The sequence below is a fragment of the Kitasatospora sp. NPDC001095 genome, from assembly GCF_053598615.1.
This window is the reverse complement of the sequence record NZ_JBSFKQ010000033.1, coordinates 45,197-65,114: the sequence shown is the minus strand read 5'-3', so window position 1 is coordinate 65,114 and position 19,918 is coordinate 45,197. Positions and strand designations below refer to the sequence as shown.

The window sequence follows — 19,918 nt, the reverse complement described above, 5'->3', positions numbered from 1 at the left end:
GGCACATCGGGGCACGGCATCGTCCGGTGTTCACGCGGGCGTTCCCCGGACGTTCCTCCGGAGTCAGGGCGGGACTCGAAGCGGGCCTCCCTGAGCCGTCGCGTGCCCCCGGTTCGTACCGCGTGCTGAGCCGCTGTCACCCATCCGGCGTGGAATTGCCGTGCCTTCGCCGTTTGCGCTGCCGAACTCGGGCGGCGGGTCCATGGTGGAGATGGGCGCGATCCGGCGACCGCGCCCGCGCGCCGATCCAGGCCCGCGCGCCGAGCGCTCGCGCCGATCGCGGACGGGCGGCCTCCGAAGCGGGGCCCGGTACCGGCACGCTGGGAGCAGGGCCACCTCGCAGGAAACCGAACGGTTCTTCTAGGCTCACATCTCGGCTTCCCTGCGGCGGTCCGGCCACTGCGCCCGCTGTCAGGAGGCCGCCGTCCACGGGGGCTCCGGGCGGACCGGGGTCCCCGGATCGAGCGAGGAGGACGCATCATGCCAAGCACGCCGCCATGCCGTACCACCGTACTTGGGCCAGTCGGGCCGCTCCGGTGGGCCGCCCATCATCCCGTTCGGTCGGTGCGGTCCGGCCGGGCCTGGCGCCCGGGCGGAAACGGTCGGCCGGTACGGCCGCTGTATACCGGCGGCGGCCGCGGAGGCGAGCGTTGAGTTCCCAGACCATCGGGTCGCACGCCGTGCCGGGCGCCGCCGGGGAACCCGCCCCGTCACCTGTCACCGTCCCGGCCGCCACCGACGGCGAGGCCCTCGCCATCACCACTGCCACCGGTACCGCTGCCGCCGCCTGCACGGCAACTGCCGCTCCGGCTCCGGCCACCACGGTGCCGACCGCCTCGGGGCAGGCCACCGCCACCGCGTCCGCCACCGCGAAGACGGCCGCCACCAAGGCGGCGGTCGCCAAGGCCACGGCCGCCACGTCGGCCCTCACCAACGCCGCCCTCACGAAATCAGCCCTCACCAAAACCGGCGTCGCGAAGACCGCGGTGGCGAAGACGACTGTCGCGAAGCCCACGGCAAGACCGGCGGCCACCGCCACCCCGGGGACCGCAACCGCCACCACGGCGTTGCCCGGTGTGCCGCAGGCACTCAGCACCCGTGCCCGTAGCCTCGCCGGCGCCGTCCGGCGCCGCTGCGCCGACCTGGCGCGGATCGAGTCCCCCAGCGGTGACGCCCCGAGACTCGACGCCCTGGCCGAGGAGTTGGCGGCCGGGTTCCGTACCACCGGTGCCACCGCCCGCCGCGAACCCGGACCGGCGGGCGACCACCTGGTACTGGAGTGGGAGGGCCGGGACGAGTCCCTGCCGCACCTGCTGATCGTCGGGCACCACGACACCGTCTGGCCGGTCGGCACCCTCGCGGACTGGCCGGTGACCGAGCAGGACGGCCGGCTCACCGGCCCCGGCGTGGTCGACATGAAGGGTGGACTCGCCATCCTCGAGGGCGCGTTGGCGCTTCTCGCGGACCTGGGCGAGTGCCCGCACCGCACCGTCCGCCTGGTCGTGGTCTCCGACGAAGAGGTGGGCAGTCCGGACGGGCGGCGCCTGGTCGAGCGCCAGCTGCGCGGCGCCGCCGCGGTCCTGGGGCTCGAACCGTCGCACCCCGACGGCCGGTTGAAGACCGCGCGGCGCGGCAGCACCCGGGTGCGGCTCACCGTGACCGGCCGCGAGGCGCACGCCGGCAACGACGCCCACGACGGGGTGTCCGCGGTCGACGAACTGGTGGACCAGCTCGTGCTGGTGCGCGATCTCGCCGGCCAACCCGGTACCGAGCTCAACACCGGGCGGATCAGCGGCGGTACGCGCGCCAATGTCGTCGCCGGCCGGGCCGAGGCCGAGCTGGGGCTGCGCTTCGCCACCGCAGAGGCGCAGCGCCGCACGCTCGACGACCTCGCCCGGCTCACCGCGCTGCGCCCGGGCGCCCGGGTCCGTACGGAGGTGCTGTCCAGCCGTCCGGCGTGGCCCGAACGGACGGGCAACCCGCTGTTGCGGCACGTGCGTTCGCTCGCCGCCGAGCTCGGGCAGCAGCTGGACGGAGCCCCGGCGGGTGGGGCGGGGGACGCCAATCTGCCCGGCTCGCGCGGGCTGCCGACCCTGGACGGCTTCGGTGCGGTGGGCGCCGGAGCACACGCTCGGCACGAGCACATCCGGCTCGACCAGATCGCCCCCCGGGTCGCCCTGCTGGCAGCACTTCTTGCCGTACCGCTGCCGCGACTGCGCGACCGCGCGGAGGGATGAGCCGCCAGTGAGCCGCTGACGGCCGACCGCTGACGGTCGACGACGGGCAGACAGTCGACAGTCGACAGGGAACAGCGAACAACTCACAGCGAACAGCAGTCAGCGAACAGGGGACAGCGAACAGCAAACAGTGAAGAGCTGACGGATAACAGCTGACAGATTCTGAAATCTGTCAGCTGTTATCCGTTCCGCACCTTGCCATCCCTCCGTCCCGCCGCGCAGAATGGTACCGACCGAACGGTCAGTCGGTTGGTCGGCGCCCAGACGCCCGACCGACCGGGTAGGACACGAGAGGGGACCGTGGTGACAGCAGAGGTGGCCGAGGCGGTCCCCGCGCAGACGCCGGAGGACCGGTTCGAGGCGGTCGTCGCCGCCGAGCAGCGGATCGAGCCCAGGGACTGGATGCCCGACGCCTACCGGGCCACCCTGATCCGCCAGATCGCCCAGCACGCCCACTCCGAGATCATCGGCATGCAGCCCGAGGGCAACTGGCTGACCCGGGCCCCGTCCCTGCGCCGCAAGGCGATCCTGCTCGCCAAGGCCCAGGACGAGGCCGGCCACGGCCTCTACCTCTACGCCGCCGCCGAGACCCTCGGCGTCGACCGCGCCGAGCTCACCGAGAAGCTGATCTCCGGCCGCCAGAAGTACTCCTCGATCTTCAACTACCCGACCCTCACCTTCGCCGACGTCGGCGTGATCGGCTGGCTGGTGGACGGCGCCGCGATCTGCAACCAGGTCCCGCTCTGCCGCTGCAGCTACGGCCCGTACGCCCGCGCGATGGTGCGGATCTGCAAGGAAGAGTCCTTCCACCAGCGCCAGGGCTACGAGCTGCTGATGACGCTGATGCGCGGCACCGAGGCCCAGCGCCGGATGGTCCAGGACGCGGTGGACCGCTGGTGGTGGCCGTCGCTGATGATGTTCGGCCCCTCGGACGCCGACTCGCCGAACAGCGCCCGCTCGATGGCCTGGCGGATCAAGCGGCACAGCAACGACGAGCTGCGCCGGCGCTTCGTCGACATGACCGTCCCGCAGGCCGAGCACCTGGGCGTCACCCTCCCGGACCCCGAGCTGCGCTGGAACGAGGAGCGCGGCGGCTGGGACTTCGGCGAGCCGGACTGGTCCGAGCTGACCAGGGTCATCCACGGCCAGGGCCCCTGCAACGCCCAGCGGGTCGACCGCCGCCGCGCCGCCCACGAGGACGGTGCCTGGGTGCGCGAGGCGGCCGTCGCCTACGCGGCCAAGCGCGCCGCCGAAGCCGCCGCAGTCCCCGCGGCCCCCGAGACCACCGCAGCCCCCGAGACCACCGCAGCCCCCGCGGCCGCTGAAGCCACCGAACAGGAGAACGGAAAGTGACCGACCCCCAGGTTGGCTCCCCGGCCGGGTCCAAGGCCGGCTGGCCGCTGTACGAGGTGTTCGTGCGCCCCCGGCGCGGGCTGAACCACGTCCACGTCGGCTCGCTGCACGCCTCCGACGACCGGATGGCCCTGCTCGCCGCCCGCGACCTGTACACCCGCCGTAACGAGGGTGTGAGCCTCTGGGTGGTCCGCTCGGACGCGATCACCGCCTCCACCCCGGACGAGCGCGACCCGTTCTTCGAGCCCAGCGGCGACAAGGTCTACCGCCACCCGACCTTCTACGACATCCCCGAGGATGTCCCGCACATCTGACGGGGGAGCCACCGTGCACAACGACACCACCACCGGCGCCGACCAGGACGACCACGTCTACCTCAGCCTCGCCGACGCCGCCCCCGGCCCCGAGGGCGAGGGCCGCTGGGCGTACGGGACGGGCTTCGCCGACCCGCTGCTCGGCGTGGACACGGCGTTGCCCGCAGGCGTGGACGGCGCGGACCTCGCCGCCTACTGCCGGATGCTGGGCGACGACGCTCTGGTCCTCGCCCAGCGGCTGATCGAGTGGTGCACCAGGGCGCCCGAGCTGGAGGAGGAGGTCGCGCTCGCCAACCTGGGCCTCGACCTGCTCGGCCAGGCCCGCCTGCTGCTCACCCGGGCAGGTCAGGCGGACGGCACCGGCCGCACCGAGGACGACCTGGCGTACTGGCGCGAGGAGCACGAGTTCCGCAACGTCCGCCTGGTGGAGACGCCGAACGGCGACTTCGCGTACTCGATCGCCCGGCTGCTGCTGTTCGCCACCGCGCGCGGCGCCCTGTACGAGGCGCTGAGCACGCACCCCGACCCGGTACTGGCCGCGGTCGCGGCCCGGGGCGTCAAGGAGCTGGCCTACCACCGGGAGTACGCCACCGCCTGGACGCTGCGCCTGGGCGATGGCACGCCGTACTCCGCCGAGCGGATGCAGGCCGGTTTGGACGCGGTTTGGCCACTGCTGGAGGAGCTGTTCACGGCACACCCGGTGGAGCAGCGCGCGGGCGTCGACCCTGCGACGCTGCGTGAACCGGTGCTGCGCTCGCTCGCCGCCGTCCTCGCCGAGGCCGGGCTGACCGTACCGGACGTGCCGCCGCTGGCCACCGTCCTGGGCCGGGCCGGCCGGGACGGCGTGCACACCGAGGCGCTCGGCCCGCTGCTCGCCGAGCTCCAGGTGGTGGCCCGGGCCCACCCGGGGGCGACATGGTGACGGGCGGCACCGCGACGGGCGCGGCGGGCCCGACGGGCGTCGCGGACCCGACCGGCACCGCGGACCCGACGGGCAGGACGACCCGGGACCTGGCCTGGGCGGTCGCCGCGGCCGTCCCGGACCCGGAGCTGCCCATGCTGACCCTGGCCGACCTGGGCGTCCTGGCCGAGGTCGAGGTGGACGGCAGCGGCAGCGCCGACGGCACGGTGACCGCCTGGCTGACCCCGACCTACTCGGGCTGCCCCGCCGTCGCCGAGATGGCCGCCGACGTGGACCGCCGGCTGCGCGCGGCCGGGTACCCGGACGTCCGGGTGCGGCTGCGGCTGGACCCGCCGTGGTCCACCGACCTGATCACCGCCGAGGGCCGCCGCAAGCTCGCCGAGGCGGGCATCGCCCCGCCGCGCCCCACCGCCGCCGTCGCCACGGCCGGTCCGGTGGCGCTCACCCTCGGCCCGACCCGCACCGGAACCGCGACCCCGCCCCCCGTGCCGTGCCCGCACTGCGGTGGCACCGCGACGGAGGAGCTGTCCCGCTTCGGTTCCACCGCCTGCAAGGCGCTCTGGCGCTGCCGGGCCTGCCGCGAGCCGTTCGAACGCGTCAAGGAGATCTGAATGCCCGCCGCTTCCCCCGCCGCCGCGTCCGCCGGTACCGCCGGTCCGGGCGCCGCCTCCGCCGGACCGGCCTCCACCCCCGCCGGACCGGCCTCCGCCACTGCGGCTTCCGCCTCCGCCACCAGGGCGGACACCGGCTCGGACACCGAGGCGAGCGGCATCCGCCCCGCCCGCCGCCCGACCTTCCACCGGCTGCGGATCGACCGGGTCGAGCGGCTGTGCGAGGACGCCGTCGCGGTGACCTTCGCGGTGCCGGACGAACTGGTGCAGGAGTACGCCTTCCGCCCCGGGCAGACCCTGACCCTGCGCAAGCTGGTGGACGACGCCGACGAGCGCCGCTCGTACTCGATCTGCGCCCCGGTCGGCGGGCCGCTGCGGATCGCCGTCCGGGAGGTGCCCGGCGGGCTGTTCTCGCGCTGGCTGGTGCGCGAGGCCGTGCCGGGCGAGGAGGTCGAGGTGCTGACGCCGTCCGGCCTGTTCACCCCCGAACTCGGCGTCCCGGCCGACCACGTGCTGCTCGCGGCCGGCTCCGGCATCACCCCGATGCTGTCGATCGCCGCCTCCGTGCTGGCCGCCGACCGCGACTCCACCGTCACCCTGCTCTACGGCAACCGGCGCAGCGACACCGTGATGTTCGCGGACGAGCTGGCCGACCTGAAGGACCGCTACCTCGGCCGCTTCCAGCTGGTCCACGTACTCTCCCGGGAGACCAGGGACGCCGAGCTGCTCAGCGGCCGCCTGGACCCGGAGCGGGTTCGCGCGCTGCTGGCGGCGCTGGTGGACGTCGGCAGCGTCGGGCACTGGTGGCTGTGCGGCCCGTTCGGCATGGTCGCGGGGGCCAAGGAACTGCTGGCGGAGCTGGACGTGCCGGGCGAGCGGGTGCACCAGGAGCTGTTCCACGCCGAGGACGAGCCGCTCCCGGAACGCGACGAGGACTGGGACCGGACGGACGCCTCGTCGGGCGGCGCTTCGTCCGGTGGAGCCTCGGGCCCGCAGAGCGAGGTCACCGTCGTCCTCGACGGCCGCGGCAGCACCCTCTGCCTCCCGCGCGACCGCTCGATCCTGGACGGCGCCCAGCGCTCCCGCCCCGACCTGCCGTTCGCCTGCAAGGGCGGGGTCTGCGGCACCTGCCGCGCCCTGGTCACCGAGGGCGAGGTGGAGATGCGCCGCAACTTCGCGCTGGAGGAGAAGGAACTGGCCGCCGGCTACGTCCTCACCTGCCAGGCCCGCCCGCTCACCGACCGGGTGACCGTCGACTACGACCGCTGAGCCTCAGACGGCGGCGGGCTCCGTCACCGCGCCACCGAGCGCCGGAGCACCGAGCGCCGGAGCACCGAGCGCCGGAGCACCGAGGGCCGGGTTCCCGAGGAGCTTGACCAGGTCGTTGACCGCCGCGCGCCCGGCCCGGTTGGCGCCGACGGTGCTGGCGGAGGGGCCGAAGCCGACCAGGTGGACGCGGGGGTCGGCGGTGGCACGGGTCCCGGTGAGCGCGATGCCGCCGCCGGGGGAACGAAGGCCGAGCGGGCCGAGGTGCCCGATCTCGGGCCGGAAACCGGTCGCCCAGACGATCGCGTCCACCGCCAGCTCCTCGTCGCCCCAGGCGGCCCCGTGCTCGGTCAGGCGGTCGAACATCGGCCGGCGGTGCAGCGCGCCCAGCTCCTCGGCGCGCCGGTAGGCGACGGACGGGCCGAGCCCGGTCACGCTCACCACGCTGCGCACCGGCAGGCCCTTCCGGACCCGCTCCGCCACCTTGGCGACCACCGCGCGCCCGTACTCGGGAGTGAACGGTCCGTCGTGGTAGACGGGTTCGGAGCGGGTGACCCAGACCGTCTCGCCGACGGCGGCCACCTCCGACAGCACCTGGATCGCCGAAGCCCCGCCGCCCACCACCAGCACGCGCTTGCCCGTGAACTCCTCGGGACCGCGGTACTCGGCGTAGTGCAGCTGACGGCCCGCGAAGTGGCCCGGGTAGTGCGGGAGGAAGGGGCGGGTCCAGGTGCCGGTGGCGTTGACCAGCGCACGGGTGGACCAGGTGCCGTGGTCGGTCTCGACCAGCAACCGGGAGTCCGGGCGCTCGGACTCCGCCCGTACGGCACGCACCACGACCGGGCGTACGACCGGGAGCGCGTGCCGGGCCTCGTACGCCGCGAAGTACTCCGGCACCACCTCGCGGGCGGGGGCCTCGGGGTCCGGCGGCGGGAGTTCGGCGTCCGGGAGGTCGTGGACGCCGTGCACGGTGGCCATCCGCAGGGACGGCGAGCGGTGCGCCCAGGCACCGCCTGGTACGGGGTTGGCGTCGAGGACGACGAAGCCGCCGTCGATGCCCGCCCGGTACGGGGCGAAGCCGCGACGGCGCAGGTGGTAGGCGGCGGACAGGCCCGCCTGCCCGGCGCCCACCACCAGGACGTCCACGCGTTGCGGAACACCATTAGTTGCACCGTAAACAGTCACGCCCGTGAAACATCGGCGGACCGGCGATGTGTTCCCGCGCACCGGGCCGGAGGGCGTCCGTTCCGGGCCGGAAGGGCGTCAGGAGACCGGGGAGATCACCGCGGCGGTGCCGTAGGCGCAGACCTCGGTGCCGACAGCGGCCGCCTCGGTGACGTCGAAACGCATCATCAGGACGGCGTTGCCGCCACGCGCCTTGGTCTGCTCGACCAGCCGCTGCATCGCCTCGTTGCGGCTCTCGACCAGGGTCTTCGTCAGACCGCGCAGCTCACCGCCGACCAGCGACTTCAGACCGGCACCGATCTGGCTGCCGACGTGGCGGCTGCGGACGGTCAGCCCGAAGACCTCGCCGATCACGTGGTCGACCCGGAAACCGGGGATGTCGTTGGTGGTCACGACAAGGACGTCTGCGTTCGGGCCCTGCCCGCCGCCGTACTCGTTGATGTCTGCCATGGGACGCATCCTGCCAGTTCGTGCGTCCGAGTGACCGAGGCGGGGCCGGGTGGTGGCCGAGAAGGCTTCCGGAAGCTGGTCCGGACCCGTGATCGGGCGCCCGAAAGGCCGTACCGTTAGCCCCATGGGCGAGCGAAGCGATCATCCACAGGGGCCGGGCGCGGCGGAGGACTCCGGTGCGCAGGAGATCGAGGCGACGGTGGTGCTGGGCCTTCGGATCACCGACTGGCCGGCCCTGCGCGCGGCCGCGATCAGGGCCGTCGAGGAGCTGGACTTCGAGGGCATCGACCCGGCCGGCCAGCGCCGTGAACTGCTGCGTGAGGTGGCCGAGGACGCCAACGCGGCGCTCGGTGCGCTACTGCACCCGGACCGGCTGGTGGCCGCCATCCCCGGGGTCGAGGCGCTCGGCGGCACGCTGGAGATCAGCGTCACGGAGGACTTCACCCCCGACTTCGCGGACCTGTTCCCGCTGGAGGGCGACGAGGAGGACGGCGGCGCGGGCGCGGACTGGACGCTCACCCCGCGCACCGCCTGTCTGCTCCACGCCCAGCTGATCGGTCTGGCCGACGCCGCGTACGACGACTTCGACGAGCACGGGGACGAGGCGGTCTCCGAGGGCGACGACACGGACTGGACGGTCTTCTCCCGGCTGCCCGAGCGCACCTGGCGGATGCACCGGGGCTGGCGCCGCGCGATGGCCCGGGCCTTCGACGACCTCGCCGACGACCTCGCGCTCGGCGAGTGGCCGCTGCCGCGCTGCCTGGCCGAGGAGATAGCGCTGCGGATGGCCCTGGTGGACGCCCGGGCCCTGCTCGGCGCGCAGCCCGAGTCGGTGGCGGACATGATGGGCGACCTCCCGGCCGACCTGTACGACTACGACTGGGACGGCTGCCACGACGAGCTGTTCGGCGTCTACGGGCCGGACGACGGCGATCCGGAGCTCGCGGCGGAGCAGCGCACGGAACTGCTGCTGGCAGCCACCCACCCGGAGGGCTGGTTCCTGATGTACGAGGACGCGGAGGAGCGGGACCCGCAGCGCGGCTACCGGCGCTGACCGGGCGTCGCGGTTGCCGTGCGGTGGTGCGGTGGTACGGCGGTTCGGACGGCGAGTGCCGGGGGCTCGCCGTCGAGGCGAACCGTCGAGGTGAACGGGGCGGGCCGAGTCGGTCGGGGCGGGGCTGGCATCCTGGTCGGGTGACTTCTCTTTCCGACGCTCCGACTTCCGCCGCTCCGGCCCCGGCTCCTTCGTCTCCGGTTTCCCCGTCCCTGCCCACGGCTCCGGCCCCGGCCCCGGCTTCGGTCCCGTCGCGGGCCGCCGTGGCCCCCGCCCCGGCGGCGGAGCTCGGCGACACCCCGTCGCGCGAGGAGCGCGACGAGCGGCCGCAGTACGTGCTGCCGCTGGTCGTCCGGGTGGAGCGGGCGACTCCGCCGGGCCGGACGGACGCGCTGGAGACCTCGGCGCGGGCGGTGCTCACCCTGCTCGCCGACCCCCGGGTGACCGAGGTGGACGGCGAGTGGGCGGAGCGGGTCGCCGCCTGGGAGGACGCCCGGATCCGCAAGGTGGTCCGGCGGGCCCGGGGCGGTGAGTGGCGGCGGGCGGGCGAGCTGCCCGGCGTCACGGTGCGGGGGCGGGAGGCCGAGGTGCGGGTGTTCCCGCCGATCCCGCTGGACGGCTGGCCGAAGGAACTCGCCAAGCTCCAGGTGTCCGGGACGGACCTGGAGGAGACGGCCGAGGTCGGGACGCCCGAGCCGGGGCTGCCGGTGCTGTGGCTCAACCCCGAGCTGGAGATGAGCGCGGGCAAGACGATGGCGCAGACCGGGCACGCCGCCCAGCTCGCGTGGTGGCGGCTCGATGAGGCACAGCGCAAGGAGTGGGCCGAGGCCGGGTTCGCGCTCGCGGTCCGGACGGCCGCGCCGGAGACGTGGCAGGACCTCCTGCGCAGCGGGCTGCCGGTGGTCCAGGACGCGGGCTTCACCGAGATCGTCCCCGGCAGCTGCACGGTGATCGCGGACCACCCGGCACTGCGGTGACGGGGTGGCGGCGGCAGAGGGCCGGCGGCGCACAGATTGCAGCGAACAGATAACGGATCACAGCTGACAGCTGACAGAATTCGAAATCTGTCAGCTGTCATCCGTTCGCCGTTCCTCGTCGGTCGTCAGCTCCGCTCGTAGCGCCGCATCGCCCGCAGCCCGCCGTAGACCGCCAGGGCCGTCCAGAGCGCCATGATCAGCAGTCCGGTCCAGTGGTTGTAGTGGACGCCCGGCTCGGATTGGGTGCGGGTCGCGTACAGGCCGGCCCGGTCGGGCAGGAACTGGCCCAGTTCGCGGACGCCGGGGATGGCGGCCAGCCAGGTGGTGCCCAGGAACACCATCGGGGTCAGCAGGCCGAGTGCGGCGCTGAAGTTGCCCAGCATCGCGGTCAGTCCGAGGCAGAGCAGCACCATCATCGGGTGGTACAGCACCCCGGCCAGGAAACTGCGGGCCAGGCCCGGGGTGGAGAGGTCCAGGCCGACGGTGGTGCCGACGGCCAGGAACGAGCCCGCCGTCGACGCCAGCCCGAGCAGCAGGCCCAGCCCGGCGCCGAGCGCGAGCTTGGCGCCGTACAGCCGACCGCGCCGGGGGACGGCGGTGAGTGAGGTGCCGATCATGCGGGTGTTGAACTCCTGCCCGATCAGCAGGATCCCGAGGCAGGCCACCGCGACGTGGCCGAACAGCAGCCCGTAGAAGATCCCGCCGGCCGGGTCCTCACCGGGCGTGTGGTCCTTCGCCCCGTAGGCGGCGTTGACGGCCGCCGTGACCCCGACGGTCAGCGCGAGCGCGACCAGCGGGGCCGCCCACTGCGAGGGGAGGGTGGTGAACTTGACCCGTTCGGCGCGTACGGCGTCGGCCATCGTGCTCATTGTCGCTCCCAACTCCGGTATCCCATGTCCGATCTCCCATGTCCCTTTCGCTCCGGGTCACTTGGCGCGTCGCAGTGCCCGCAGCCCGCCGTACGCCGCCAGGGCCGTCCAGAGCGCCATGATCAGCAGTCCGGTCCAGTGGCCGTAGGCGACCGCCGGGTCGTCGGCGTACCGCAGGGCGTACTGGCCGGCCCGGTCGGGCAGGAACTGGACCACCTTCCGCACCCCGGGGACACCGCTGAGCAGCGGTGAGAGCAGGAAGAGGGACGGGACCAACAGCCCCATGGCGGCGGTGAGATTGCCCAGCAGGGCGGCCGTCCCGAGGCAGAGCACCACCAGCAGCGTCTGGTAGAGCACCCCGGCCACGGCGGTGCGGACGAAGGCGGGCCCGTCCCATTCGGCGGGAACGGTGGCCGCGTAACCGGCGAAGGCGCCCGCCGTCCCGACGGCGCCGACCGCGAGTCCGACCAGTGCGCCGAGCGCGAGCTTGGCGCCGTACAAACGGCCCCGCCTCGGTACGGCGGTGAACGACAAGTCGATCATGCGGGTGTTGAACTCCTGGCCGATCAGCAGGATGCCGAAGCAGGTCAGTGCCGCCTGGCCGAAGTTGAGGCCGTAGAAGATGCCGACGCCGGGGTCGCCGGTGAGGCTGTGGTCCTTGTCACCGAGGGCCGCGCCGACGGCGGTGGTGACGCCCGCCGTGAGCACCAGGGCGAGCAGGGGCGTGATCCAGAGCGACCGGAGGGTGGCGAGCTTGATCCACTCGGCGCGCAGGGCGTTGGCGGCAGGAGCCCCGGTGGCAGAGGTCCCGGCAGGGGTGGGCGCGTTCACGCGGCGGCCTCCGCGCGGTACTCGACGCTGTCGGCGGTCATCCGCATGAACGCCTCCTCCAGGGAGTCCTGTTGCACGGCGATCTCGTACAGCACCACGCCGCCGGCGGCGGCGAGCGCGGCGATCCGCTCGGGTTCGGCGCCGCTCACCTCCCAGGCGCCGTCGCCGACTTCGGTGGCGTCGAGGCCGTGGCCGGGGTCGCCGAGCAGGGCGGCGAGCTTGGTCGGGTCGACGGCGCGGACCCTGGTCCGGGTCCGGCCGTGGCGGTCGATGAACTCCGGGGTGGCGGCGTCGGCGAGCAGCCGGCCGCGCCCGATCACCACCAAGTGGTCGGCGGTGAGAGCCATCTCGGTCATCAGGTGGGAGGAGACCAGCACCGCCCGGCCCTCGGTGGCCAAGCCGCGCAGCAGGGTGCGGATCCAGCGGATGCCCTCCGGGTCCAGGCCGTTCACGGGCTCGTCCAGCAGCAGGACCGGCGGGTCGCCGAGCAGTGCGGCGGCCACCCCCAGGCGCTGGCGCATGCCGAGCGAGAAGCCCCGGATCCGCCGCCCAGCGGCGTCCGCCAGGCCGACCCGGCCGAGCACCTCGTCGACCCGGCGGGCCGGCAGGCCGTTGCTCGCGGCGAGCCAGCGCAGATGGCCGTGCGCGGTCCGGCCGCCGTGCAGCGCCTGGGCGTCCAGCAGCGCTCCGACCGTCCGCAGCGGGTCGGGGAGTTCGACGTACGGCCGGCCGCCGACCAGGGCGTGTCCGGCGGTCGGCCGGTCGAGGCCGAGGACCAGGCGCATGGTGGTGCTCTTGCCGGCGCCGTTCGGGCCGAGGAAGCCGGTCACCACGCCGGGCCGGACCTCGAAGGTCAGGTCGTCGACGGCGCGCCGGCCGTCGTACTCCTTGGTGAGGCCCTGGATCTCGATCACGGCCCGCTCCCCTCGTCTCGTCTCGCCTTGTCGTCGGTCTCCGCCGGGGCTCGCTATGGTCGTCCCCGGGCGGTGGCTCCATTCGACCGGAGCGGTCCGGTGCGGCGGATCCCGCCGGGGCGGGGAGCCGCCTCCCTCCCGAGAGGGAGCCGGCCGGAGACCGGCGCGGGAGCCGGGGCCCGGGACGGCCTGACAGGATGGCCCAATGTCCAAGATCGCAGCGCTGAACAGCGCGGTGTCCGGGAGCGTTGCGCCGGGAAGCGCGGTGCCGAGGCTCGTCGCGCCCCTGGTGGCCGGCGCCACGTACGCACGACTGCTGCACCTGCTGGTCGGGTGGATCTTCGCCGGCGTCGTGCTGATGGTCTATCCGGGGACGTACCACAAGGGCGTCGGCGGGATCCTGATGGCGAGCGTCTCGACGGACGTCGTGCTGCTCGCGCTCGCCGCGCTCATCCCGGCGGCGCGCCGGGCCGAGGGGGTGCAGGCCCGGCTGCTGCTGGTGCCCGACCGCGAGGAGGACATCGCCACCGAGCCCTCCCGTTCCTGGGCCGACCGGCGGCGCACGGCCGGCTGGCTGATCGGACGGGTCGCGCTCGGTTCGGCGGTCGGGTTCCCCGTGGTCTTCGGGATCGCCGGGGCCTTCGAGCGGCTGACCGGTCCGGACGTCCTCTGGTACCTCCCGTTCACGCCGTTGGCGGCACTCGGCCTCGGCTGGTTCCTGGTGTACGCAGGGCGCCTCCAACTCGCCATGGCAGTAAGACTGTTGGGCCCGTCGTCGGCGGAGCGCCTGGCCGAGGCGGAACTGCGGGCCGAACGGCTGCTGGAGCGCAACCGGTTGGCCAGGGAGCTGCACGACTCGATCGGCCACGCCCTGACGGTGACGGTCCTCCAGGCGGGAGCGGCGCGCGAGGTCGGGGATCCGGCCTTCGTCGCCAAGGCGCTCGAAGTCATCGAGGAGACCGGCCGACAGGCCATGGAGGATCTCGAGCGCACCCTCGTGCTGCTGCGCGAGACTCCGGCCGGAGCGAACGGCGCGGCCACCGAACAGCCCGGGATCGACCAGCTGCCCGCGCTGTTCGACACCGCCCGGGCGGCCGGAAGCCCGGTGGAGGCACGGATCGAGGTGCCTCCCGGCACCCTGCCCGGAGTGCTCTCCCGCGAGTCGTACCGGATCGTCCAGGAGGGAGTCACCAACGCGCTCAAGTACGCGCCCGGCGAGCCGATCGACATCCGGATCGCCGTACGGGACGGCCAGTTGGAGCTGCGCTGCGCCAACCGGCCACTCGGAAGCGGCCGTTCACCGGCCGGGGCGGATCGGCCGGCCGCCTACGGCGCGGGCAGGGGCGCAACGCGCAAGGGCGGCAAGGGACTGCGCGGCATCCGCGAGCGTGCCACCCTGCTCGGCGGGGAGGCGACGGCGGGACCGGCGCGGGGAGTGGCACCGGGGACGGGGTCGGGAGCGGGGTCGGTGCAGGGGACGGGGCCGGGGGCGGCCGAGGCGCAGGAGGGGAACGGGGGATGGGTGCTGACCGTCCGGTTGCCCCTACGCTTGGGCTCGTGACGAACGATCTTGTGACCCGAGGTGCGGCCGGAGGAGCCGCCGAGATGACGGACATCCTGCTCGCCGACGACGAGGAACTGGTCCGGGCCGGCCTGCGGGCCGTCCTGGAGGCGCAGGGGGACCTGCGGGTGGTCGGCGAGGCGTCCGACGGTGCCGAAGCGGTCGCCCTCGCCCGCGCGTTGCGCCCGCACGTGGTGCTGATGGACGTCCGGATGCCGGTACTGGACGGCCTGGCGGCCACCCGCGAACTGCTGCGCCCCGGCGCACCGGGGGAGCGCCCTCCGAGGATCCTGGTCGTGACCACCTTCGAGAACGACGACTACGTCTACCAGGCGCTGCGCGCGGGCGCCGACGGCTTCCTGCTCAAGCGCACCCGCCCGGCCGAGATCGCCCAGGCGGTGCGGCTGGTGGCGGCGGGCGAGTCGCTGCTGTTCCCGGCCGCGATCCGCCGGTTGGCGGCCGGGCACGGCAACCCGACCGCCCGGGCGGCCATGGAGCGGGCGGCGCTGACCGAGCGCGAGGCGGAGGTGCTGCGGCTGGTCGCGCGCGGCCTCAGCAACGGGGAGATCGCCGAGCAGCTGTTCCTCGGCGTACAGACGGTGAAGACGCACGTCAGCAGCGTGCTGGCGAAGCTGGGCGCGCGGGACCGCACCCAGGCGGTGATCGCGGCGTACGAGTCGGGGTTCGTCGAACCGGCGGAGTGACGCTGCCGGCTCGATCCCGTCGGAGCGGCCCCGTCGGAGCGGCCCGCCGAAGCTGGCCTGTCGGGGCGGCCCCGTCGGAGCGGCCTGTTGGAGCGGCCCCGCCGGAGGGGTTCTGCCGGAGGGCTCCTGCCGGAGCCGCTCCGGCGGTGGGCTGTCAGGCAGGGTAGGCGTGGGTCTGGGTCGCCTTGACCGAGGCCCAGACAGCGACGCCGGGCGCCAGCTCCAGCTCCGCGACGGCGGCCGGGGTGAGGTCGGCGGCCAGCGGCAGGTCGCCGGCGAGTTCGGCGCGGACCTGGTCGCCGTGCAGGTCCAGCCCGGTGACCTCGGCCTTCCACAGGTTGCGGGCGCTGGCCTGCGGGCGCTCACGGTACAGCGTCACGGCGGAGGGCGGGAAGGCCACGAAGGCCGGGCCGTCCAGCTCCTCGGTGGTGGCCAGGACCGTTCCGTCCGGGAGCGTGACCCGGGTGCCGTCGGCCCGGCCCTGGTACAGGTTCAGGCCGACCAGCCGGGCGATGTAGTCGGTGCGCGGACGCCGGGCGACCTCCGCCGGGCTGCCGGACTGTACCTCCCGCCCGTCCTCGATCACCACGAGCCGGTCGGCCAGCACCATGGCGTCCAGCGGGTCGTGCGTCACCAACACCGCCACCGCCTCGAACTCGGCCAGGTGGCGCCGCAGCTGGGACCGTACGTCGAGCCGGGTGCGGGCGTCCAGGGCGGCCAGCGGCTCGTCCAGCAGGAGCAGCCGGGGGCGTACGGCGAGGGCGCGGGCGAGCGCCACCCGCTGGGCCTGGCCGCCGGAGAGCCGGCCGGGGCGGACCGAGGCGTGGTCGGTCAGGCCCATCCGCTCCAGCCAGGCCGCCGCCTCGGCCCGCGCCTCGCGCTTGGGGCGGCCCTGGCAGCGCGGACCGAAGGCGACGTTGTCGAGCGCGCTGAGGTGCGGGAACAGCAGGTAGTCCTGGAAGACCACGCCGACCGGCCGCTCCTCGGCGGGGGTGTACGCGCGCTGCGCAGGGTCCTCCAGGACGTGACCGTCCAGGCGCAGGTGGCCGCCGGTGAGCGGGAGCAGGCCGGCGAGGGCGCGCAGGGCGGTGGACTTGCCGGCGCCGTTGGGGCCGAGCAGCGCCACCACCTCGCCGGGGGCGGCGGTGAGGTCGAGGTCGAGGGCGAACCCGGGGCGCTCGACCCTCAGACGGGCGTCCAGGGCGGGGCCGGGGCGGCTGGCGGTGCTCATCGGTGCGGCGTCCAGGTGTCCGGAGTGTCCAGGGCGTTGGAAGTGTCCAGGGTGTTCGAAGTGTTCCGGTGTGGCCAGTGTCTCCGGTGCGGGCGGTGTCTCGGTGCGGGCGAAGTCACGGCGTCGACAGCCAGCGGTCGCGCAGGCCGACCAGGACGGCCACGGAGACCACCAGCAGCACCAGCGACAGCGCGATCGCCGCCTGGGGGTCGGACTCCATGGCCAGGTAGACGGCCAGCGGCATGGTCTGGGTACGGCCCGGGAAGTTGCCCGCGAAGGTGATCGTCGCGCCGAACTCGCCGAGCGCCCGGGCCCAGGCGAGGACGGCCCCGGCGGCGATCCCCGGGGCGATCAGCGGCAGGGTGACCCGCCGGAACGCGGTCAGCCGGGAGGCGCCCAGGGTCGCGGCGGCCTCCTCGTAGCGGGGATCGGCGGCCCGCAGCGCGCCCTCGACGCTGATCACCAGGAACGGCATCGCCACGAACGCCTCGGCGATCACGACCCCGGTGGTGGTGAACGGCAGGGTGATGCCGAAGGCCGAGTCCAGCCAGGAGCCGACGATGCCGCGCCGCCCGAGCACCAGCAGCAGTGCCACGCCTCCGACCACCGGCGGCAGCACCAGCGGCAGGGTGACCAGCGCCCGGATCACCCGCCGGCCGGGCAGCTCGGTGCGGGCGAGCAGCCAGGCCAGCGGGACGCCGAAGACCAGTGACACCGCGGTGGCCGCGGTCGCGCTGATCAACGACAGGCGCAGCGCCTCCCAGACCGCGGCGCTGGTGAGCTGCTCGGACAGGCTGCTCCAGGGCGCCCGGATCAGCAGGCCGGCCAGCGGCAGGGTCAGGAAGGCCAGTCCGAGCAGAGCCGGGAGCAGCAGTGCGACCGGGACGCGCTGCGTGCGCGGGCGACGGCTGTGGGGCCGGCTTCGCGGACGGCTTCGGGGGCGGCGGCTTCGCGGGCGGCCGCCCGGCAGGGCCTGCGCGGGTCCTGCCGGGCCGCCGCCGACGGTGCGGGCCTGCTGGTCCCGGCCCGGACGGCTGTTCGCCCCGGAGCCGGCAGTGCGGTCGTTCACGGCGCCTGGAAGCCCGCCGCGGTCAGCACCTGCCTGGCCTCGGGCGTCCGGACGTACGCGACGAAGGCGGCGGCGCCGTTCTTGTTCGGTGCCTTGGCGAGCGCGGCGATCGGGTAGTCGTTCACGGCCTTGTCGGCCTCGGGGAAGTCCACGCCGTCGATCTTCGCAGCATCGGCCTGCACGTCGGTCCGGTACACCAGGGACGCGTCGACCTCGCCGAGTTCGACCTTGGTGAGCGCGCCCTTGACGTCCTGCTCCAGGGTGACCGGGGTGAGGTCGACACCGGCGGCCTTGAGCGCGGTCTGGGCGGCGGCGCCGCACGGCACCTCCTTCGCGCACAGGGCGACCTTCACGCCGGAGGCGGTGAGGTCCTTGAGGCCCGCGACGTGCTTGGGGTTGCCCTTGGGGACGGCGATGGTGAGGGTGTTCCGCACGAAGGTCGTGGGCTGTCCGCTCGCACCGCCCGCGTCGCTCACGGTCTTCATGGTGGCGGGGCTGGCGGCGGCGAACACGTCAGCCGGGGCACCGGAGTTGATGCTGGTGGCAAGGCTGGAGCTGCCGCCGAAGTTGAAGGTGACCTTGCTGCCCGGGTTGGCGGCCTCGAACTTCCTGCCAAGCTCGGTGAAGGTCTCCTTGAGCGAGGCCGCGGCGAAGACCGTGACGGTGCCGGCGGCCTTCGGGACGCCGCCGCCCGCGCCGCCCGCGTCCGCGGCGGCGTTCGGGGAGGTGCTCGAGGAGGCCGCGGAACCGGAGGACGAGCCGCCGCCGCTGCCGCAGGCGGTGACCCCGAGGCCGAGGGCGAGGGCCGCGGCGGTGGCGACGGCGAGTCTGCGGGTGGTCGGCGTGCGGGTGCTCATCGGTGCTTCCCCTCCAGGGTGCGCGCCGGAAGGGGCGCGGAGTCCTGATCGCAGGTGCGGCCATTACCGCGATCATAGTGCCGCAGATGCGAGCGATGAACCCCCTGTCGGTTCGCACGGCGCAGGCCGATGCCGGCGGGTGGCGGCCGGTGACAGCCGGGTGGCGGCCCTCGGACTGGCGTGGAACGGCGCGTCCGGGATCGTGAGTGCCCGGCGTGAGTGCCCGGCGTGCGCCCCCGGCGTGCGTGCGCCGGAAGGGGCGCGCGGAAATTGTGTCGCGCCGTAAACGGCCGGACGGTCACAGTGGTCGCTGTCCGTACATGCGGCCGGGGGCGGTCAGAGGCGCCGCCGCGGCCGAACCAAGGGGAGGGGTCCGTCCGTGTCCACGCTGCGCGTCACCGCCGAGAAGCTGGCCATCCTGGAGCACCCGAACGCCGATGCCCTGGAGCTCGCCCAGGTCGGCCTCTACCGCGCGGTGGTCGCGAAGGGTGCCTACCGGACCGGGGACCACGCCGTCTACATCCCCGAACAGGCCGTCCTCCCCGAGGGATTGATCGACGAGCTGGGGCTGACCGGCAAGCTGGCCGGCACCCGGGCGAACCGGGTGAAGGCGGTACGGCTGCGCGGTGAGCTGTCCCAGGGCATCGTCTGCCGGCCCGCCGCGCTCGCCGGCTCCGACCTGGCCGCCGCGGCCGAGCGCGGCGAGGACTTCGCCGAGCTGCTCGGGATCGTCAAGTGGCAGCCGCCGGTGCCGACGTCGATGAGCGGCGACGTGGTCAGCGCGCCGGACCTGCTGCCCTGGGTGGACATCGAGAACCTCAAGCGCTACCCCGACGTCTTCGCGCCGGGCGAGCCCGTGGTGCTGACCGAGAAGCTGCACGGCAGTTGCTGCCTGGTCACGTACTTCGCCGCCACCGGCGAGGTGCAGGTGTCCTCCAAGGGCATCGGCGCGCAGGGGCTGGCGCTGGCCGAGGACGAGCGCAACCTGTACTGGCGGGCGGTGCGGGCGTACGGCATCCCGGAGGTGGCGGCGCGGCTGGCCGAGCGCCTCGGGGCCGAGCGGGTCGGCATCTTCGGCGAGGTCTTCGGCGAGGGGGTGCAGGACCTGGGTTACGGTGCCTCGGCGCGCACCGAGCGCCCCGGCTACGCGGCCTTCGACGTGTCGGCCCTGATCGACGGACAGCTGAACTGGCTGTCGTCGGTAGAACTCCTGGACGGCGAGCTGCCGTTGGCTCCGGAGCTGTGGCGCGGGCCGTTCGACCCGGAGACCGTGCTGGCGTTCGCCCGGGGCAAGGAGACCGTTTCCGGACGTCAACTGCACCTGCGGGAGGGCGTGGTGGTGCGGCCGGTCACCGAGCGGTGGAGCCCGGTGCTCGGCGGGCGGGCGATCGCCAAAGTGGTCAGCGACGCTTACCTGACCCGCAAGGGGGGCACCGAATACGAGTGAGACGGGTCCGGATCCGACCGGGCGGATCAGCCCGGTCGGGCGGGTCCGGGCGCGGCTCCTCTCGGT

19 protein-coding genes are annotated in these 19,918 nt (G+C 74.2%); 11 read left to right on the top strand and 8 right to left on the bottom strand.

Annotated features, from left to right (window positions below; all coding sequences use genetic code 11):
• Window positions 1–650 precede the first annotated feature (650 nt).
• The 6 genes from ACWDBB_RS24565 to paaE all read left to right on the top strand — a co-directional run bounded on the left by ACWDBB_RS24565 (window position 651) and on the right by paaE (window position 6,706).
• Window positions 651–2,237 (top strand): M20 family metallopeptidase, encoded by a 1,587-nt coding sequence (locus tag ACWDBB_RS24565; protein ID WP_449791648.1) that lies wholly within the window; start codon window positions 651–653, stop codon window positions 2,235–2,237.
• A 300-nt stretch (window positions 2,238–2,537) separates the two neighbouring features.
• Window positions 2,538–3,590, top strand: a complete 1,053-nt coding sequence (gene paaA / locus ACWDBB_RS24560) for a 1,2-phenylacetyl-CoA epoxidase subunit PaaA (protein ID WP_449791647.1) — start codon at window positions 2,538–2,540, stop codon at window positions 3,588–3,590.
• Window positions 3,587–3,904, top strand: coding sequence for a 1,2-phenylacetyl-CoA epoxidase subunit PaaB (paaB, locus tag ACWDBB_RS24555; protein WP_387757691.1), 318 nt, complete (start codon window positions 3,587–3,589; stop codon window positions 3,902–3,904). Before paaA ends, paaB begins: the two co-directional genes overlap by 4 nt.
• 13 nt (window positions 3,905–3,917) lie before the next feature.
• Window positions 3,918–4,826 (top strand): 1,2-phenylacetyl-CoA epoxidase subunit PaaC, encoded by a 909-nt coding sequence (gene paaC / locus ACWDBB_RS24550; RefSeq protein WP_449791646.1) that lies wholly within the window; start codon window positions 3,918–3,920, stop codon window positions 4,824–4,826.
• A complete protein-coding gene (paaD, locus tag ACWDBB_RS24545) occupies window positions 4,820–5,437 on the top strand; it encodes a 1,2-phenylacetyl-CoA epoxidase subunit PaaD (RefSeq protein WP_449791645.1) in 618 nt (205 codons plus the stop codon). The genes paaC and paaD overlap by 7 nt, the downstream gene beginning before the upstream one ends.
• Window positions 5,438–6,706, top strand: a complete 1,269-nt coding sequence (paaE, locus tag ACWDBB_RS24540) for a 1,2-phenylacetyl-CoA epoxidase subunit PaaE (protein WP_449791644.1) — start codon at window positions 5,438–5,440, stop codon at window positions 6,704–6,706. It abuts the gene before it with no gap.
• Window positions 6,707–6,709: 3 nt separating this feature from the next.
• On the opposite strand, the gene ACWDBB_RS24535 is transcribed toward paaE, so the two are convergent.
• Both ACWDBB_RS24535 and ACWDBB_RS24530 read right to left on the bottom strand, forming a co-directional pair.
• A complete protein-coding gene (locus tag ACWDBB_RS24535) occupies window positions 6,710–7,849 on the bottom strand; it encodes a flavin-containing monooxygenase (RefSeq protein WP_449791643.1) in 1,140 nt (379 codons plus the stop codon).
• 117 nt (window positions 7,850–7,966) lie between these two features.
• Window positions 7,967–8,338 carry a YbjQ family protein gene (locus ACWDBB_RS24530; RefSeq protein WP_449791642.1) on the bottom strand — a complete coding sequence of 124 codons (372 nt, stop codon included), beginning with the start codon at window positions 8,336–8,338 and terminating at the stop codon, window positions 7,967–7,969.
• Window positions 8,339–8,462: 124 nt separating this feature from the next.
• Between ACWDBB_RS24530 and ACWDBB_RS24525 the strand changes: the two genes are divergently transcribed.
• Window positions 8,463–9,392 carry a hypothetical protein gene (locus ACWDBB_RS24525; RefSeq protein ID WP_402400157.1) on the top strand — a complete coding sequence of 310 codons (930 nt, stop codon included), beginning with the start codon at window positions 8,463–8,465 and terminating at the stop codon, window positions 9,390–9,392.
• A gap of 263 nt (window positions 9,393–9,655) precedes the next feature.
• The gene (locus tag ACWDBB_RS24520; RefSeq protein ID WP_449791641.1) at window positions 9,656–10,369 is read left to right on the top strand and encodes a peptidyl-tRNA hydrolase; all 714 of its coding nucleotides are present in this window, start codon (window positions 9,656–9,658) and stop codon (window positions 10,367–10,369) included.
• Between the two features lie 125 nt (window positions 10,370–10,494).
• Here the strand turns inward: ACWDBB_RS24520 and ACWDBB_RS24515 are convergent, their stop codons facing one another.
• Genes ACWDBB_RS24515 through ACWDBB_RS24505 form a run of 3 tightly spaced genes read right to left on the bottom strand, consistent with a single transcriptional unit; the run spans window position 10,495 to window position 12,983 of the window.
• The gene (locus tag ACWDBB_RS24515; RefSeq protein ID WP_449791640.1) at window positions 10,495–11,238 is read right to left on the bottom strand and encodes a hypothetical protein; all 744 of its coding nucleotides are present in this window, start codon (window positions 11,236–11,238) and stop codon (window positions 10,495–10,497) included.
• A 57-nt stretch (window positions 11,239–11,295) separates the two neighbouring features.
• Window positions 11,296–12,069, bottom strand: coding sequence for an ABC transporter permease (locus ACWDBB_RS24510; RefSeq protein WP_449791639.1), 774 nt, complete (start codon window positions 12,067–12,069; stop codon window positions 11,296–11,298).
• A complete protein-coding gene (locus ACWDBB_RS24505) occupies window positions 12,066–12,983 on the bottom strand; it encodes an ATP-binding cassette domain-containing protein (protein ID WP_449791638.1) in 918 nt (305 codons plus the stop codon). Before ACWDBB_RS24505 ends, ACWDBB_RS24510 begins: the two co-directional genes overlap by 4 nt.
• A gap of 205 nt (window positions 12,984–13,188) precedes the next feature.
• Here ACWDBB_RS24505 and ACWDBB_RS24500 point away from each other — a divergent pair, with 205 nt between their 5' ends.
• Both ACWDBB_RS24500 and ACWDBB_RS24495 read left to right on the top strand, forming a co-directional pair.
• Window positions 13,189–14,544: a sensor histidine kinase gene (locus tag ACWDBB_RS24500; RefSeq protein ID WP_449791637.1), complete on the top strand. Its 1,356-nt coding sequence runs from the start codon at window positions 13,189–13,191 to the stop codon at window positions 14,542–14,544.
• A gap of 44 nt (window positions 14,545–14,588) precedes the next feature.
• A complete protein-coding gene (locus ACWDBB_RS24495; protein ID WP_392913935.1) occupies window positions 14,589–15,248 on the top strand; it encodes a response regulator in 660 nt (219 codons plus the stop codon).
• Window positions 15,249–15,402: 154 nt separating this feature from the next.
• Here the strand turns inward: ACWDBB_RS24495 and ACWDBB_RS24490 are convergent, their stop codons facing one another.
• The 3 genes from ACWDBB_RS24490 to modA form a co-directional block, all read right to left on the bottom strand.
• On the bottom strand, window positions 15,403–16,479 hold the full coding sequence (locus ACWDBB_RS24490; protein ID WP_449791636.1) for an ABC transporter ATP-binding protein: 1,077 nt from the start codon (window positions 16,477–16,479) through the stop codon (window positions 15,403–15,405).
• Between the two features lie 115 nt (window positions 16,480–16,594).
• Window positions 16,595–17,449 carry an ABC transporter permease gene (locus ACWDBB_RS24485; RefSeq protein ID WP_449791668.1) on the bottom strand — a complete coding sequence of 285 codons (855 nt, stop codon included), beginning with the start codon at window positions 17,447–17,449 and terminating at the stop codon, window positions 16,595–16,597.
• A 95-nt stretch (window positions 17,450–17,544) separates the two neighbouring features.
• Window positions 17,545–18,405, bottom strand: coding sequence for a molybdate ABC transporter substrate-binding protein (gene modA / locus ACWDBB_RS24480; RefSeq protein ID WP_449791635.1), 861 nt, complete (start codon window positions 18,403–18,405; stop codon window positions 17,545–17,547).
• A 379-nt stretch (window positions 18,406–18,784) separates the two neighbouring features.
• Here modA and ACWDBB_RS24475 point away from each other — a divergent pair, with 379 nt between their 5' ends.
• Complete coding sequence (locus ACWDBB_RS24475) at window positions 18,785–19,852, top strand: RNA ligase (ATP) (protein WP_449791634.1); 1,068 nt, start codon at window positions 18,785–18,787, stop codon at window positions 19,850–19,852.
• Window positions 19,853–19,918: the final 66 nt, after the last annotated feature.